Here is a 14,938-nt window from a genome sequence, read left to right as displayed (position 1 = left end):
GTTACCTGTCGTAATGTTCGTCGAATTGCTCCTTGGAAAACTCCAGTGCTTCGAAGTCACTCATCAAGTCGTTGATTACCCTGCGGATACTGATGTACTCGACGATATTTCCCTGTTCATCAAACAGCGGCTGCACCGTGGTATCTACCACGTACAGGCCGCCGCCCTTGCCAACGTTGGGGATCACGCCGGTCCAGATCTCACCTTTCTTGATGGTGTCCCACATCTGCTTGTAGGTGCTCTTTGGCACCGAATGATGGCGCACCACGTTATGTGGCTGGCCCAGTAATTCCTCTTTGGTGTACCCGGTAAGCTTGCAAAACAGGTCATTGACGTAAGTGATGTTGCCTTGCAAGTCAGTGGTGGAAATAACCATGACGTTTTCCAGTGCACTCAAGACTTTGGCGTTGATGGCTTGCATTGTGTTTCCCCTGAAATGATTGAAAAGTTGTTGCTGCGAATTCGAATTCGGCGCACCCACGGCTTAGGCACTTCTATTTTTAGTCGTGATAAATCAGTCAACTGACTGAGGGGCATACTGAGAAAAAAGAGGATCCGACCCATGAGCGGATCCTAAAAAGGAGTTCGTGGCGATGGCGGTTTCAGCTGTCCTGAGGTATCAGGCGCGGGCCTTTCCGAGTGACTTGCTGACCCGGTTCGAAGCGAGCATTGGGCGAGCGAACGGTGCTGATTTCGCCTTGGGTGTCTTTCACTTCGTAAGCGGTTTCCGTGAGGCCGGTTGCTTCTTGAACCGAGCTGCCGGCAAAGAATCCGGCGCCGGCACCGATCAGTGCTCCAACGGGGCCACCCACGGCACCGACCATCAACCCTGTCACGACACCGACGGCCTTGCCGGCGGTGGTATCAGGCACCTCACGAACGACCTGATCGGCCATACACACGGGCGAGAGCAACAAGAAGAGGGTGAAAGGTAGGAGGATAGAACGAGACATGGCGTATTCCTGCTTCGGGGTTCATTTCTCTAAACAATCCATAAAGCATGCCAATATATTATTCTTTATATATCAATTAGATAGAAATTCATGTAGTCATATGTACAACACAAATATTAGTCCGTATGACTACTGACTAGTCTTTAAGACTATGTGAAATTCGGCAATCCTTACCCGGTCACGTATGCGAAACCCTCGCATCCCATGAATGTTATTGCCGTCGATCAGCCGTGCGAACTGGAAGGTTTATAGTGTCGCTGGGCCCCTAAAAGCAGCTCATATGCAGTGGTGGAGGTGCGGCCGCACAATAAAAGCCGACCCCATTCAGCTAAATATCGAGGGCGATAGCTGCTGCGTTTTCTTGTGTGGGTTGCACGTGTGCGGTCAGCAAAGGCTGTTGTGAACTTGTATTGCGTTTGAGTCACTCAGCTGGAGGACAACCGATTACATTCAGAAAACTTTTTGAAAAAGACTGCCGGTCGTGGAGGGCGGAGATCGACCCAACGCAGCCCCTTGGGTTTGGACGAGTCGTTAACGACACTAAATCCATGCTGTCCAACGCCAGCGAATCAGTGGGCTCGGCTAGGACCATGTTCAGCCATTTTGCGGCGTTGCTGGATAACTCGCACCGCAAGACGTTGTTGGGAATTACCCGGTTGGTGATGTTGGGGTGAAGGAGTAAGTCCAAAACCCTTTGTGGCGGTCGGTTCGTTCGTCAAAGGGGAGAGTCCGTCGGCAACCGTATCCGTGCCACCTCAAATTTCCGGTGAAATCGGCATTTGAAATTCAATCCATGATCTGAGGCCGGTCAAACCCCAACCCGGTGCAGGCCGCATACATTGCCACCCCAAGACGTCGAGCGCGCCACAAACCCTGTGGGAGAGGGCTTGCCCGCGATGACGCCAGACCTGACACCCCATATCCAGGCTCGGATGTTTTGCCCAACTGTTGATGCACTTAAACAGGTTTCAAGGCCCACGTTTAAAGACACTCAGTGTTACGTCCTAACGGCTACAACGCCTTGCGTCGTTGCCTACGCGTGCGCCAGAATCCGCCGGCTTGTGCGTCTAGGACAGGGGTTCTATCGTGGCTGGGTCACTGAAAAACAGTGATCGGGTTTGGTAGCCCGGATCGTTCTAGACTCATGGCTTCACCTTTACGCAGTCGGTTTCACAAGACTTTGCGTTCATGGTGGGTTTCCTATTGCAGCCGGTCTACCAACCCGCGTATGGCCGCCACCCTCGTTTGGTAGCAAGGGTGATGGCTCCTTAAAATCTGCAATAGGAGTACAACCATGATCAAACCAACACCCAACCCACCAGACAACAATCCAGCATCCCCCTACGAATCCCTCGATTCCAGAAAACTCCACGAAGCCGCCGAACGCGCCCTCGACCACTACCTCAACCCAGGTGCCAACATCATGGCCAGCACCCACGAACCCGAACCCATGTTCCTCGCCAACCCCAAATACGACACCGAATCCCTGCTGGCCAACGCCAGCGAATCACTGGGCTCGGCGACTACCATGCTCAGCAATTTTGCGGCGTTGCTGGATAACTCGCACCGCAAGACGCTGCTGGGGATTACGCAGGTGGTGATGTTGGGGGAATTGGCGGTGAATCAGGCGTTGGATAAGGTTGAGGTGAAGGAGTAAGGGCAATCCCTCTGTGGCGGTGGGTTCGTCCGTCGTCACAGAGGGGAGGGCAAGTCGGCAACTGTATCCATGAGGCTCAGCTTTTGGGCGAAATTGACTCATTGCTGGCTGCTATCGGCCCATTTCAGCAGTCGCGAAGGGCTGCTTCCGACCCGAATCAGGTGACTGTGTGCCGCCTACTGATTTCTTGTCCCTTTCAGACCAGGGCTTTAACTTTCCCATACAAATCGTAGAGGTGTAGCGCCGACATATCCAAAATAGGTTCATACATAAATGAATTCAGATGAATGTTCTCCGGGGTCATGAGGTTGACTTGAGAAAGCACCATTATTTGGTTGCTTGCGTCAGGAAACATCAACGAAAACTTGCTATACAACTCAAAGGTTTGGTTGCTGTTGATATCATTGACAAATTTATAGTCATTTATTTTGGTGATCATAAACTCTTCAGCTTTTAGCCGTATCCCGATTGATAAAATTACTTTGGATTCTAATTCAACATCATCATCCGCCTTGATGGCCAATGTTTCTGCTTCATCGTAAATAAGTTGCATTGCAGAGTTCGTCGGATTCGGAAGTGATAAATTTGCCTGATCTAGCAGTGTAGCTTTAAATGACGTTTCTAAATCACGGATGGTCAGCGACGCGCTATCTGCTTTGACGTGCAGCAATGATGTGAGCATGAGATAGTGCGGACTCGTAATGCCATGGCAGTATTCAGCTAAATTTCGCACGAATGGGATACTAGCTACAAGAAACGCAGGATTTTTTGCTAGCCCCCCCTTCCATGTAGTGAAAGGATTTTTCTGATATTTTTCCTCTACAAAAGCTAGAGTTCCCTGGGTCTTTTTAGCGAATAATCTCCGACTCCTAGTAATTTGAAGTCTGCTACTAATCGTTCGATGGAAGTCGAAATTATGCGTTAAGAAAATTAGTCTAAAAAATGGAACTTTTGAGATTTCGTTAAAATACTCAATTATTGCGTATTTGTTTTTGTAATCAAATGAATCTGCAATATCATCAATTATCATCAGTGTTTGTTGATTTGACTCGCGTCGCGCTTGAATCTCAAATAAAACGTTTAGTATATATAGCGCGCGTTTTTCTCCTTGACTGAGAACTTGAAGCAGCTTTTCCTCATCTACGCCACATGTTCCTTGCCCATCCTGAAATTCAAAAGTAACTTTTGGAGGCTCCCCTTTGAGAATAACATCTTGTTGATTCTGAATAACAAGTTTGAATGGCACGTAAAATCTTTCGTTGAACTGAGCAACAACCGAAGCCCACTTCGTCTTTTCTGCCTCAGCTTGATGTGCCGTCTCTGCTATTACATCCTTAGCTGAGGCATAAGCAGCAGCAAATGAGATCAAAGCGGGCTTCGCGGCGTTAAAATAGGAACTCCATAGTTTCTTCCTGAACCCGTTGAAATCGCCAAGCTCGGCCAAAATTTCCGGATGTCCTGTTAGATATTCGCGAAACTTTTTAAGCTCCACATTTTTTTGGAGTTGCTTATCTACGGCTTCAAATTTTGCAGTTAGCTCTTTATCACCTAGAATGCGCTGCTTCTCCGCTACAATAAGCTCCTCTAAGTCTTTTGCTGAGGTGACCTCTAACCTTTCGCCACCACTTGAAATATTCAGCGTATGGTTGGCATCAAAAAAACCATTTGTTTGAAGGTTCTTGGAAACATCGGCGGCACCAGTATGGTTAAACTTTTTGCTGAGTAGCGGAGATTTCTCGACAAGTTCCTGATACTTCAGCATATATTCTTGCAGTTGTTCGTGCAAAGTCCCAGCGTTGAACGCCGCAATCGTCTTGTCATTGAAGATGTCGGCATATGCCAAATCTGAAAATCGAGTATCACCGTCTAATCTATCAGCTAGATCTGCAAAAAAGTCATATGGATTTTTAAATTGAAATACATCCTTGATTTCAGAGGCCGGTGAAGCTTTTCCTGGCCAACCTGAGATCTCCTTCAACGTTTTCAAAAGACTTTCTTGAGTTGAGTCGATGTTTCGAACAGCCTCTTCGTATTCATGTCGCAACTTTGGATTAACTAGTAGCGTTGAAGTTCCCGCTCCGGCATATCGTTCAACATACGGCTTAATGACAAAAAGGGACTCAGGAGTGATTGGTATGGCTGGGGCGGAAGTAATTAATCTGCTGGTTCGACGGGCTGGAAATATCAAATCTTGACTGTTCCGTCCCTCTTGGACGTCCATAAATGTTCGCGCTAGCGAAGTCTTCATGAAGCCATTTGGCGCATATACAGAGAAGGCTGAACCACTCGGAATCTTCGCACTTCCTTTAAACGTGAGTGTTGCGTCAAGCTTTTGAATTCCGTAGCAATTCTCTAGTTGAATACCTAAGACATCCATATGCATTTCTCCAGTTTAAGGTACTGCGAGAGGTCGACGCTATCGCTTTGCCGTCGTCCTGTCTATGCGTCTTTGTAGTGAGTCCGGTTCGGTTTCATACAGCGTAGCGGGTTATGAACATCATGCCGCTTCGCGGAAGCTAGCCACATGGGGACCATCAGACGTAACGGCGTTATACGCTAGGTGGTGCCTCCTCCAAAGGCCGCTTCGGGTCGTCTTCCACCGTTTAAAACATTCTTGGGGTCGAATTTATTGGTGTAATGAAATCGGACACCCATTTCTGCGAGCTGTTCGCGAGATGTCTGATGATAAAACAGCGTCGTTCCTTTTCCGCTGAATTCAAATACGAGGCCGTAAGCTTCGTGCTTATTAGAGCTATAGCCATATCAAAGCCAGTCACTCACCGGGTGAGCAAGTCAGCGTTGCGTCGCTGATTAATAAACCAACAGGGGGCGCAGTGAAAGTTTCTTCCTAATTGAGTTAAATGTTGCATCCGATAGCTGTAAATACCTCACGCATAGCCGGAATATCTATTGAGTCAGATTTGTGTGCGAGCACTGGGCCACATAAGTATGGGCGGTGGTGACACATTTCGGTTATTGACAGATATCTTGCTGGTCTCTATCGGTAGCGACTGTAATTTCGGTATGAGCTTAACTAGTTTAAAAAACGTTACGCTTCAAATCCGTATCATGTAAGGCTTCAAGTCTGGTTTTCGTTACTAGCTCTATTATTTTTCCTAATAAGCCGTTGACGTATTTCGGATCAATATAGTAAGGGCTAGTCCAGTCTGTGTTCGAAAAGTTAAAGAGAAGTGTGGTGTCACCTTCAAACTCACGCTCTTCACCATGCTCCTCTACAGTTACATACTCCCGCGCATAGCTGTCTTCTTCTCGAAAAACTTTCAGAAAATCATCACAGGCCCGATACACCTCATGCAAGTATCTCAATATAGATATCCTTGGGAGGTGCCTTGCTAACTCATTCATGAGCGAGCAGCCTCGTTCCATAATGATAGGGTCTCGACTATCAATATCTTCCACCGCAACCGAATAGGTTCTTGCGACATTCAGAGTTTCGCGCCATTCGTCAACGAACTGGTTTAGGCCATCGAATACGTTTCGGAGCACCTTTCCATCGGTTACAATATTAGCAAGCGCGTCAATGTCTATACTTCGGAGCATGCCTGCAACGGCGTCTTTGGACTCTCGCCGACTAGGGGTATTAATTGATTTTACCTTCGTCTTTTCGAAGGATTCGACAAGAAATTTAATATCGAGCGACGGCAAGTAGGGGTAATGATGAATAACTGGATGAGCTAAGCACCACTTCCACATCAGAAAATTACTTTCCAGCAGATATCCCTTCAACTCACCCCAGCCCACTATATGGAATTTCGGAAGTCTCTCGGATGGCTGACAGGGAAGTGACCCTCCTTCAGTATTGCTATGTTCATTTTTTTGATTGGTGATTTTTACCCAATCTTGAAGAGTCCTTCTCACTCTTTCATGACTGATCAGGAAAAAGTAATGAGAAACACGGTCGTCGTACGCCAGTAGCTTCTCAGCCTCAGCATCCAGATGGGATGGATATATATCCTTCTGATTTTTGCACTGGGCTACGGCCAGGGTCGCGGGATCCCAAATATCTATCCCAGTCTGACCATCACCGCTGACGCCACGTGCATCCATATTAGCGAAACAATCCCCGCTTAAAGGAATACCTCTCTTCTTCAGGACGTATTCAAATACGTCCAAGCACAAATCTTCAAAACCCTCCCCACGCTTGGGGGGAATTAAATGTTCAAGGGCGCTAGACAGCGCCCTAAATAGAGGCTTCATAAATCCATCCTTACCATTCAAGTCGCCTTTATAGGCCATTTTTCTCAATTTTGAAGCATGTTGCAGGGTAAAAAATTGCTCATGCTAGGTTTCGTTTACCAGCGAGTTCGGGTCGTTTAATTTTCTATGATGATAAACCCGTCAATTTGTTTGTTGAGTATTAGTATCTACATCGACTTTTCACTTTTTAAAAGTTCAGAGATAAGCCTATAGATTCGGATTTCTCACCTATATAAATATAGGTGAGATCATACGGACTGCAAAAACGGCTTATGTGAAAAACTCTTCCATTATTTGGAATGATAGTTGCACTTGGGTTCTTTCAGGTGATAGATAGGGAAGGATTTCTTCGTTGAATAACTTTTTTGTGTCTTTTAGGTCGTCGTCTGTGAATATTAGTGTCGTGATGTCATGTTCTTTGAAATAGGCACGATGCTTTTTTATCTCTTTTGCGAAATTGTCGGCTGCTATTTCATTAATTTTTTTCTGAGTAAGTTCTTTAATTTTCGATAGATAGCCGTGAGTCGACCAAGGAGAAAGCTCAAATCCGATTTTATCAAGTGTGAAAGGATTTATTATTAAGAAGTCTAGTCGATATATATGCTTTTTTGCTAGCCCGGCATATCTGAATTCGGGTATAAGTAAAGGTACGGATTTAGGGTTTTGATGGTTTCTAACAAAATCGCAGTATAGTTCGGCGATTTCGTATTCGTATTTTGATCCGGAGTTTCTTACTATAGTGTCTTTAAAGAATACTAAATACTGCTCAATATCCTTGAAAGGGAATTTTGTGTTTTTTCCAGGTATAACTAGTCCTGTATGCATAACATGGCCGATTGTCCAGTATGGTTCACCGAACGCCCTTATCTCACTTTTGTCATTTTCCCATTCTCCGTCTTTGAATCTTGGGCATACAAGCAGTCCATAGCTTGCATTTTCTTGCCCTATCCAAAGCTCAGCATCCTCGACTGCTGGACGGCTTTTTGAAAGCTCGTCAAAGTGGTTTAGGAATGAACGCTTTATAAATAAAATTGCATACTCACGGAATGCAGTTGATTTCTTTAGTTTGTTCCATATTGAGGCGTGAGCGGCAACGCCATGTTTTAGAGCCCCTTCTTTTAACTTGTCTAGCCACCGTGTCACAAATTCTTCTTGGCTGTTTATAATGTCATGTTTCAGATCAAAAAATTCGTCATTTTTACTTCCTAGTGTAGCGTTAAGAGATTGCTCTCCTGCGAACCCTGTTTCTGCCAAGACCGTTGGCAGTAGCTCTCTAAGTTTTTCTTTTATTGAGGCTATCATTCGGTTTCGTGCGGTTTTGTTAGGGTCTCTTTTGGCCATGTTTTTGTCCTTTTGTAGTTCGTGAAGATCAGTCGTATACAATATCGGTGCTTTTTTGTTCTTTCGGAATTGTATTATTTTATGCCGTTTTACCTTAAGTGGTCAGCTCGCTTGAAGTTAAGTTGCGTTTAGCTGAAACTTTAAATTGGTCTACGCTATTGGTCAGAATATTTATTTTGTTGAATGTGGTTTTTGCAACTAAATACTCAGCCTCCCAGCGGAGGAATAACTGAGTCAATGCGCAATCTGTTCGTTGGAGTACTGATAGGGAATAAACTTCTGGGTTAAAAATAAGTGAAAATGACACTGTCACTATGCGATTCCTTTCTAAAAAATCCTTGTTGTCGAGGGGGATAGTGCCCCAAATGGCAGGCCTATTGTTGCCTGAAAGAACCCGTTGCCTGATTTCACGACTGCTTCGCAGCCGAACGCAGCCTCGCGCTGCTCGGCAGCTGCTACAAAAAAGTTAGGCGAGGATTTCGAAGGAGGTGGTGGCCAGGCGTTCGCCGTTTACCAGGATGTGCACCGCGTGTTCGCCCACATAGTGCTTCCGAGTGGTGAGCTCCTTAATCTGCGCCCACGGCTAACCCGTTCAGTCGCCCCACCACCCAACGTCAACGCCTTAAGCTTGAACACCTTCGCCGAAGTGCTGCCATTGGCTTTAACGTAGTCAATCGCATAATCAATCACCAACCGCTGACTCTCCGCCACCGTGGATTTCACCGCAAACGACAACGTAATCTTCTCCCCCCAACCGAATCACCGCCGGCTCGACCTTCACCCCAACAATCTCAACCTCAGCCTTACCACTCGCCCCAATAATCGCCAACGCCCGCTGATTCCCCTGCTTAATCAAACTGCGCAACGCATGCTTGGCAATCCACGCCGTGTGCTTGTTCTCCAGCGACCACCCCTCAATCAAGTCCAGCACCCACTCCGGATGGTCCTTGGTGATGTCATTCAGGTGATTGGCCACCGACTTGCGCACGTAAAGGCTGTCATCTGCCTTGAGGTTGTCGAGAATCGCCGCCGCCAATGTCGGATCGCTCTGAATCTGTTCCAACCGAAACGACCACGGCAAGCGCGGCCGACTGCCTTCGCTGGCCAGGCGCCGCACATGCTCGTTCTCATCCCGAGACCATGCCTGCATCAGCGCCAACGACCGTTGCAGATCGCTGCGCAGAAAATACCGAATCGCAAATTCCGCCGACCCGAACGCGGTGAAGTATTTGAGCGCTTCCATCGATCGCTCGAAATCATGCGTGCCATACATCGCCACGTAATGCGGCAGCGAGATGCTGACAAATCCGCTGTTCAGGCGGGGGGCGAGGGCACGCAGGACTTCGAGGGTTTCGTCGTAGTCCAGCGGCAGCACGGCGTGCAGGCATTCGCTGACGCGGGCCATGCGTTGCATGATCGACAGGTCAGCGAGGCCGTCGTTGGCCAGTTTCAGGAAGGCTTTGGCGTTGAATGCCGGGTAGACCGCCGTCATTTCGGTGGCGATGTGTTTGAGGCGTTCGGCGTTGAAGATTTCCTTCAGCGCCGGGGCGGGTTGTTCGGCGGCGGTCATAGTCGGGTCCGTTCGAGGGGGCCGGTCAGGTTATCGGGGTACTGATGATGGCCTCAAGCTTTTCTGCTTGCGCGGTGAATTCGGCGATATTTGCAGGTTCATGGGTCAANTGNNNCTACGAGCGCCGGGTTCAAAGGTGACGCTGACGATGGACGCTCGGGCCGGTTCGGGAGGGGAGTTGAGTGGGTCCATACGGACGGTGCCTGTGAAGTACGCTTCAGGGGCTTTTATCGAGGGTTGCGAGCCTGCGCGCTTGAGGATCATGATCCGGTCCTATTGATAAATGAACAGGAAATTTTATGGGCCTCATGCTCCGCATACACTCTCTGCATGTCCTGGAGTAAAGCGACCCATGGAAGCCAACCGATTTGGTGACATCGCTGCATTTGTCTGCGCCGTAAAGGCTGGAAGCTTTACCGCGGCGGCGGCCTCTCTCGGTCTGACCCGGTCGGCGGTGGGAAAAAGTATAGTTCGCCTGGAAAGCCGGATGGGCGCACGGCTTCTCAATCGCACGACGCGCAAACTGAGCCTGACTGACGAGGGGCAAGTGGCCTTTGAGCGCTGGCGTCAGATTCTCGAAGACCTGGATGAAGTGGATGCGACCATGGCCTTGCGCCGTGGAAGGCCAACCGGGACCTTTAAGCTCACGGCACCGCTGTCCTTTGGTCAACGCCACATTCTGCCGATTCTGGATGCTTATCTGAAGCAATGGCCCGAACTGCGGGCGGATGTCTGGTTTACCGATCGCCTTGTTGATCTGGTCGAAGAGGGCATCGACATCGCCATACGAATTGGCATGCCCAAAGATGACTCCCAATTATTTACCCGTACCGTGGCGTGGCAGCAATTCGCGACGTGTGCATCGCCTGCTTATCTGGCCCAACGCGGCGTGCCGCAAACGCCGGCTGACCTTGTCGGGCATGACACCATCGCTTTGTTCAGTGGCGAGCGGCCGACCGTCTGGCGTTACCAAGCACCTGCCGGCCTTCATCTCTACGAACAGCCGGGGCGACTGAATATCGACAGTTCAGAAGCCACGCGAGAAGCGGCGTTGGCAGGCATCGGCCTGATTCATCTGCCGACCTACATTACGGGTAACGACCTGCGCGATGGCACGTTAGTGGAAGTGTTGAAACCCTATCGCGCACCGCCTGATCCCATCAGAGTCGTCTACACCAGCAAGCGTCACCTGTCCCCCCGCGTTCGCAGGTTTATTGACCTGTTGATCGAGCGTTGGGAAACAGGAGTGCCTTGGGAAAGATAGCGATATTGGGGACTCAGCGGACCGTGTAACGGTCGCGAACTGCTGTTTATCCAGCCTGAGGAATCAATAAATATGTCAGTCATCGTCACTCACGGGACTGCCATTATGACTACCGCCGCACACTTCTCGTCGCCCGCTCAACCTGCCACGTTACCGACGGCCCATCCTTCGCTTGAGCGCCATCCCGGTTTTCAACGCTTGTTTAAACCGCAGGCGCTCACGATTGGCCTGATTTTGCCCCTCGAAACCCACCCGGGCAGACCGGCGCCGACCATGCGTGATCACGTGGAGATGGCGCAACGCGCCGAAGCGCTGGGCTTTGGTGCCTTATGGATGCGCGACATACCTTTCTACGATCCGGATTATGGCGATGTGGCGCAGATCTTTGAGCCGCTGGTCTACATCGGTTACCTGGCCGCCGCCACTCGCAGCATTGTCTTGGGCACCACGGGTATTGTGCTGCCGACCCGTGATCCGATGTATCTGGCCAAGCAAGCGACGTCCCTCGATCAACTCAGTGAAGGTCGACTGGTGTTGGGGCTGTCCTCGGGTGATCGATACAGTGATTACCCGATGCTGGGCATCGATTATGAATCCCGTGGTGATCGCTACCGTGATGCTTTTTCGGTGTTTCGAACCCTGATCGAGCAGAGCTTTCCGCGTTTCCGTTCCGAGCGATTCGGTGGCTCACACGGAAACCTGGACCTGGTGCCGAAAGCGCCGTATGGCCGCGTCCCGTCAATTGCTGTCGGCCAGGCGCAACAGAGCGTTGAATGGTTGGCTCAGCACCTTGATGGCTATCTTGCCGGCGTCCAAAGCCCGGAGCGGTTGGCATCGTTGGGCGAGAACTGGCGCGCCGCCGTGCAGGAGGCCGAGAACCGCAACGCCTTTAAGCCGTTGGGCCTGGGCGGCTATTTCGACCTCAGCGACAACCCGGATCAGCCATTCCAGCGCATTCAGGGTGGCTTCCGGGCAGGGCGCAACGGCCTGCGCAATTACCTGGAGCACGCGCAATCTGCCGGGGTTTCGCATATCGCGCTCAACCCCAAGGTCAGCCGTCAACCCTATGGCGAAATCCTCGACGAACTCGGCGAGTACGTTCTGCCGTACTTCCCGTCACATGCCTGAGATCACGCGGAGGAATCACTCATGTCATCACTTTTCGACTCTTATGACCTCGCGGATCAGTTGCTGCCAAATCGTATCGTCATGGCGCCGATGACCCGCGCTCGCGTCGAGGGCACCGTGCCGTCTGAAGACATGGCGACCTATTACGCCCAGCGCGCCGGAGCCGGTTTGATCATCAGTGAAAGTGCGCAGGTCTCTCCACTGGGACGCGGCTACCTGTACACCCCGGGGATCCACAGCACAGCGCAAATTAAAGGCTGGAAGCGGGTGACTGATGCGGTTCATCAAGCCGGGGGACGCATGTTCCTCCAGCTCTGGCATGTGGGGCGCGTCTCGCATTCTTCCTTGTTGGAAGGACGCTCACCTGTCGCGCCTGTGGCCATGCCCGCCAGTCAAACGTTGGTGCATGCCTACGACAGCGACGGCAAGCCTGCGCAAGTTCCGGCGAGTGCGCCCGTGGCGTTGGATGCCGAGGGGATTCGGCAGGTCATTGCAGACTTTCGCCTGGCCTCGGCCAATGCCCTGTCGGCAGGTTTTGACGGCGTCGAAATTCACGCCGGCAACGGGTATCTGTTTGAACAGTTCATCAACGGCGGCTTCAACACGCGTGAAGACCGTTACGGTGGTGCACCGATCGCGAATCGCCTGCGATTACTGCTTGAGACGGTCGATGCGGTGAGTGCGCAGATCGGCGGTTCGAAGGTGGGTGTGCGCGTGTCGCCTTTTGCCCACCTGGCGGATCTGCACCCGTTCGATGGCGAAGAGGCCACTTGGCTCGCTCTGGCCGGAGCACTGTCGCAACGCCAGATTGCCTACTTGCATGCGAGCCATCTCGGCACGCCAGACTTTCAAAAAGACTTCCGCGCAGCTTACGACGGCACCTTGATGGTGTCGGGCGGGTTCACCCTTGAAACCGCGCAGCAGGCCATCGAAGAAGGATTAAGCGACCTGGTGGTTTTTGGCCGGCCGTTTATAGCCAATCCCGATCTGGTCAATCGCTTGCGCCATGGCTGGCCACTGGCCGAAGCGGGAAGGGAGGCTTACTACGGCGGGGGAGCGCATGGCTACATCGATTATCCTGCGTACTCGTCGCAAGTCGCAGAAAGCGCCTAGCGGACCCGTCGTGCAGCGCCGGGGCAGGTTGTTCGGCGGCGGTCATGGTCGGGTCCGTTCGAGGGGGCCGGTCAGGTTATCGGGGTACTGATGAAGGCCTCAAGCTTTTCTGCCTGCGCGGTGAATTCGGCGATGCGCGGGAAGCGTGAGGCGTCGACTTGGTCCGGTGTCACCAGGTTAGTGAAGCTCCAGGCGACGGCGAGGGTGATGCCGTCTTGCTCTATCAAGGCGCCGTTTGCCAGTGGCTGTTTTTCCAGTTCGCGTTCAAGCGCTGAATAGGCTGCTGCGAGTTGACCTTCAACCCGCTCAACCCACGGCTGGTATTGAATTTCGGCCGGGCGCAGGTTGCGTTCGTAGTAGAGCTGAACGGATTTTTCGCACGCCGCCAGCCCGAGCCCGATCAGGCGCCATGCGCGCAGCCGTTGCTTGAGGTCGGCGGGCATCAGGCTTTTTCCGGGGGCGGCCAGGGCTTCGAGGTAGTCGATGATCAGCGTCGAGTCGATCAACACCTCGCCGTCGTCCAGCACCAGGGTCGGCGCCTTGACCACGGGGTTGATCTGCTGGAAGTGCTCGAAGTGGCGGAACACCGAAACCGACTCGTGATCCAGGTCGATGCCCAGGTGTCTGGCGGAAATGGCCACGCGCCGCACGTAGGGCGAATCCAGCATGCCGATCAGTTTCATAGCGCCGCTCCTTCAGGTGTCCATGTCGGGATGGACTACCTTAGCTGAGGTTCGGCGACGTGCAAACGGCGCGGGGCTAATCCTCGAAACCGACTTGCTCGTGTATCTCGTCGACCTTCAATTCCAGNCGGTACGCCACGGCAATAAACAACGCCTGGCACAGGCACAAGGTGGCGCTCAACGAGCGGAAGGCAAACGATGACCCTTCATTCACCAACAGCACCGCGTTCGCCCGTTTGGCCAGGGGCGATAGGTTGCTGTCGGTGATGATCAGGGTCTTGGCCTGGTGATGTTGGGCAATGCGCAGGCAGTGCTGGGTCTCTTTGCCGTAGGGCGTAAAGCTGATGGCAATCACCAGGTCATTGGCGCGCACGCTGCGCATCTGTTCGCGGTAGCTGCCGCCCAGGCCTGAAATCAGGTGAATGCGCTTGTTGGTGTGTTGCAGGTTGTAGACCAGGTAATCGGCCACCGCAAAGGAGCGGCGCACACCGACCACGTAGATATTGTCGGCATTGACCACCAGGTCCACGGCCTTCTCAAACGCCACATCGTCCAGTTCCAGCCCCAGCCGTTCGATGCCCGACAGGGTCGCGTCGATGCACTCGCGGGCGAGGTCGCCGCCGCTGGCTTTCTGCGATTTGTTGGCGATCATGCTGCGGATGCGCTGCTGGTAGTTCTGCACCGGCGTGGTCTTGTGGGTGTAGGCCTCGCGAAACAGCGCCTGCATCTCACTGAACCCACTGAAGCCGAAGCGCTGGGAAAACCGCACGATGGCCGACGGGTGCACTTCACATTCGCGGGCGATGTCGCTGATGCGGTCAACCATGATCCGGTCGCTTTGCTGGCTCATGTAGCTGGCGATGCGTTTGAGCTGGCGCGGCAGACTTTCATATTCGTCGGTGATCAGCTGCAACAGGCGCTCGGCATTGATCGGGGGGCTGGCGAGAGGGTNTTCGGGCGTGCTCTCGGTCGTAGCCGGCTGATCGGTGCGGGACATAGGGAATCCTTCTG

Annotated in this window: 11 protein-coding genes and 2 pseudogenes; 5 read left to right on the top strand and 8 right to left on the bottom strand. The window is 51.7% G+C overall.

Going from position 1 to position 14,938, the window contains the following annotated elements; translation table 11 throughout:
* Window position 1 precedes the first annotated feature (1 nt).
* Both B7L09_RS03515 and B7L09_RS03510 read right to left on the bottom strand, forming a co-directional pair.
* Window positions 2-421, bottom strand: coding sequence for a PAS domain-containing protein (locus tag B7L09_RS03515; protein WP_010459602.1), 420 nt, complete (start codon window positions 419-421; stop codon window positions 2-4).
* Window positions 422-602: 181 nt separating this feature from the next.
* Window positions 603-953 (bottom strand): hypothetical protein, encoded by a 351-nt coding sequence (locus B7L09_RS03510; RefSeq protein WP_042932121.1) that lies wholly within the window; start codon window positions 951-953, stop codon window positions 603-605.
* Between the two features lie 539 nt (window positions 954-1,492).
* Here B7L09_RS03510 and B7L09_RS32215 point away from each other — a divergent pair.
* Window positions 1,493-1,627: pseudogene (locus B7L09_RS32215) on the top strand (DUF6124 family protein); the annotation flags it as partial.
* A 620-nt stretch (window positions 1,628-2,247) separates the two neighbouring features.
* Window positions 2,248-2,610 carry a DUF6124 family protein gene (locus tag B7L09_RS03505; protein ID WP_094467760.1) on the top strand — a complete coding sequence of 121 codons (363 nt, stop codon included), beginning with the start codon at window positions 2,248-2,250 and terminating at the stop codon, window positions 2,608-2,610.
* A 196-nt stretch (window positions 2,611-2,806) separates the two neighbouring features.
* Here the strand turns inward: B7L09_RS03505 and B7L09_RS03500 are convergent, their stop codons facing one another.
* From B7L09_RS03500 to B7L09_RS03485, 4 genes and pseudogenes are all read right to left on the bottom strand, one after another.
* Window positions 2,807-4,987 carry an ATP-binding protein gene (locus tag B7L09_RS03500; protein ID WP_010459608.1) on the bottom strand — a complete coding sequence of 727 codons (2,181 nt, stop codon included), beginning with the start codon at window positions 4,985-4,987 and terminating at the stop codon, window positions 2,807-2,809.
* A gap of 662 nt (window positions 4,988-5,649) precedes the next feature.
* Window positions 5,650-6,828 (bottom strand): hypothetical protein, encoded by a 1,179-nt coding sequence (locus tag B7L09_RS03495; protein ID WP_141213422.1) that lies wholly within the window; start codon window positions 6,826-6,828, stop codon window positions 5,650-5,652.
* 270 nt (window positions 6,829-7,098) lie between these two features.
* Window positions 7,099-8,169, bottom strand: a complete 1,071-nt coding sequence (locus B7L09_RS03490; protein ID WP_010459612.1) for a hypothetical protein — start codon at window positions 8,167-8,169, stop codon at window positions 7,099-7,101.
* A gap of 466 nt (window positions 8,170-8,635) precedes the next feature.
* A pseudogene (locus B7L09_RS03485) lies at window positions 8,636-9,739 on the bottom strand (DNA alkylation repair protein).
* Window positions 9,740-10,091: 352 nt separating this feature from the next.
* On the opposite strand from B7L09_RS03485, the gene B7L09_RS03475 reads away from it, so the two are divergent.
* The 3 genes from B7L09_RS03475 (at window position 10,092) to B7L09_RS03465 (ending at window position 13,244) form a co-directional block, all read left to right on the top strand.
* Window positions 10,092-11,003: a LysR family transcriptional regulator gene (locus tag B7L09_RS03475; protein ID WP_094467759.1), complete on the top strand. Its 912-nt coding sequence runs from the start codon at window positions 10,092-10,094 to the stop codon at window positions 11,001-11,003.
* 105 nt (window positions 11,004-11,108) lie between these two features.
* Window positions 11,109-12,131 (top strand): LLM class oxidoreductase, encoded by a 1,023-nt coding sequence (locus B7L09_RS03470; RefSeq protein WP_255141732.1) that lies wholly within the window; start codon window positions 11,109-11,111, stop codon window positions 12,129-12,131.
* Window positions 12,132-12,152: 21 nt separating this feature from the next.
* On the top strand, window positions 12,153-13,244 hold the full coding sequence (locus B7L09_RS03465) for an alkene reductase (RefSeq protein WP_094467757.1): 1,092 nt from the start codon (window positions 12,153-12,155) through the stop codon (window positions 13,242-13,244).
* A 71-nt stretch (window positions 13,245-13,315) separates the two neighbouring features.
* On the opposite strand, the gene B7L09_RS03460 is transcribed toward B7L09_RS03465, so the two are convergent.
* Together B7L09_RS03460 and B7L09_RS03455 are read right to left on the bottom strand one after the other, a co-directional pair.
* A complete protein-coding gene (locus B7L09_RS03460) occupies window positions 13,316-13,927 on the bottom strand; it encodes a glutathione S-transferase (RefSeq protein ID WP_094467756.1) in 612 nt (203 codons plus the stop codon).
* A gap of 76 nt (window positions 13,928-14,003) precedes the next feature.
* The gene (locus tag B7L09_RS03455; protein WP_094467755.1) at window positions 14,004-14,924 is read right to left on the bottom strand and encodes a MurR/RpiR family transcriptional regulator; all 921 of its coding nucleotides are present in this window, start codon (window positions 14,922-14,924) and stop codon (window positions 14,004-14,006) included.
* Window positions 14,925-14,938 lie beyond the last annotated feature (14 nt).

The sequence above is a fragment of the Pseudomonas mandelii genome (genome assembly GCF_002251635.1).
Classification (GTDB): Bacteria; Pseudomonadota; Gammaproteobacteria; order Pseudomonadales; family Pseudomonadaceae; genus Aquipseudomonas; species Aquipseudomonas mandelii_B.
This window is presented reverse-complemented; position numbering and strand designations above follow the sequence as displayed.

What these genes read in the sequence shown, in the direction of transcription:
- B7L09_RS03515 (WP_010459602.1), bottom strand. Translation starts at nt 421, where the DNA reads ATGCAAGCCATCAACGCCAAAGTCTTGAGTGCACTGGAAAACGTCATG.
- B7L09_RS03510 (WP_042932121.1), bottom strand. Translation starts at nt 953, where the DNA reads ATGTCTCGTTCTATCCTCCTACCTTTCACCCTCTTCTTGTTGCTCTCG.
- B7L09_RS03505 (WP_094467760.1), top strand. Translation starts at nt 2,248, where the DNA reads ATGATCAAACCAACACCCAACCCACCAGACAACAATCCAGCATCCCCC.
- B7L09_RS03500 (WP_010459608.1), bottom strand. Translation starts at nt 4,987, where the DNA reads ATGGATGTCTTAGGTATTCAACTAGAGAATTGCTACGGAATTCAAAAG.
- B7L09_RS03495 (WP_141213422.1), bottom strand. Translation starts at nt 6,828, where the DNA reads ATGAAGCCTCTATTTAGGGCGCTGTCTAGCGCCCTTGAACATTTAATT.
- B7L09_RS03490 (WP_010459612.1), bottom strand. Translation starts at nt 8,169, where the DNA reads ATGGCCAAAAGAGACCCTAACAAAACCGCACGAAACCGAATGATAGCC.
- B7L09_RS03475 (WP_094467759.1), top strand. Translation starts at nt 10,092, where the DNA reads ATGGAAGCCAACCGATTTGGTGACATCGCTGCATTTGTCTGCGCCGTA.
- B7L09_RS03470 (WP_255141732.1), top strand. Translation starts at nt 11,109, where the DNA reads ATGACTACCGCCGCACACTTCTCGTCGCCCGCTCAACCTGCCACGTTA.
- B7L09_RS03465 (WP_094467757.1), top strand. Translation starts at nt 12,153, where the DNA reads ATGTCATCACTTTTCGACTCTTATGACCTCGCGGATCAGTTGCTGCCA.
- B7L09_RS03460 (WP_094467756.1), bottom strand. Translation starts at nt 13,927, where the DNA reads ATGAAACTGATCGGCATGCTGGATTCGCCCTACGTGCGGCGCGTGGCC.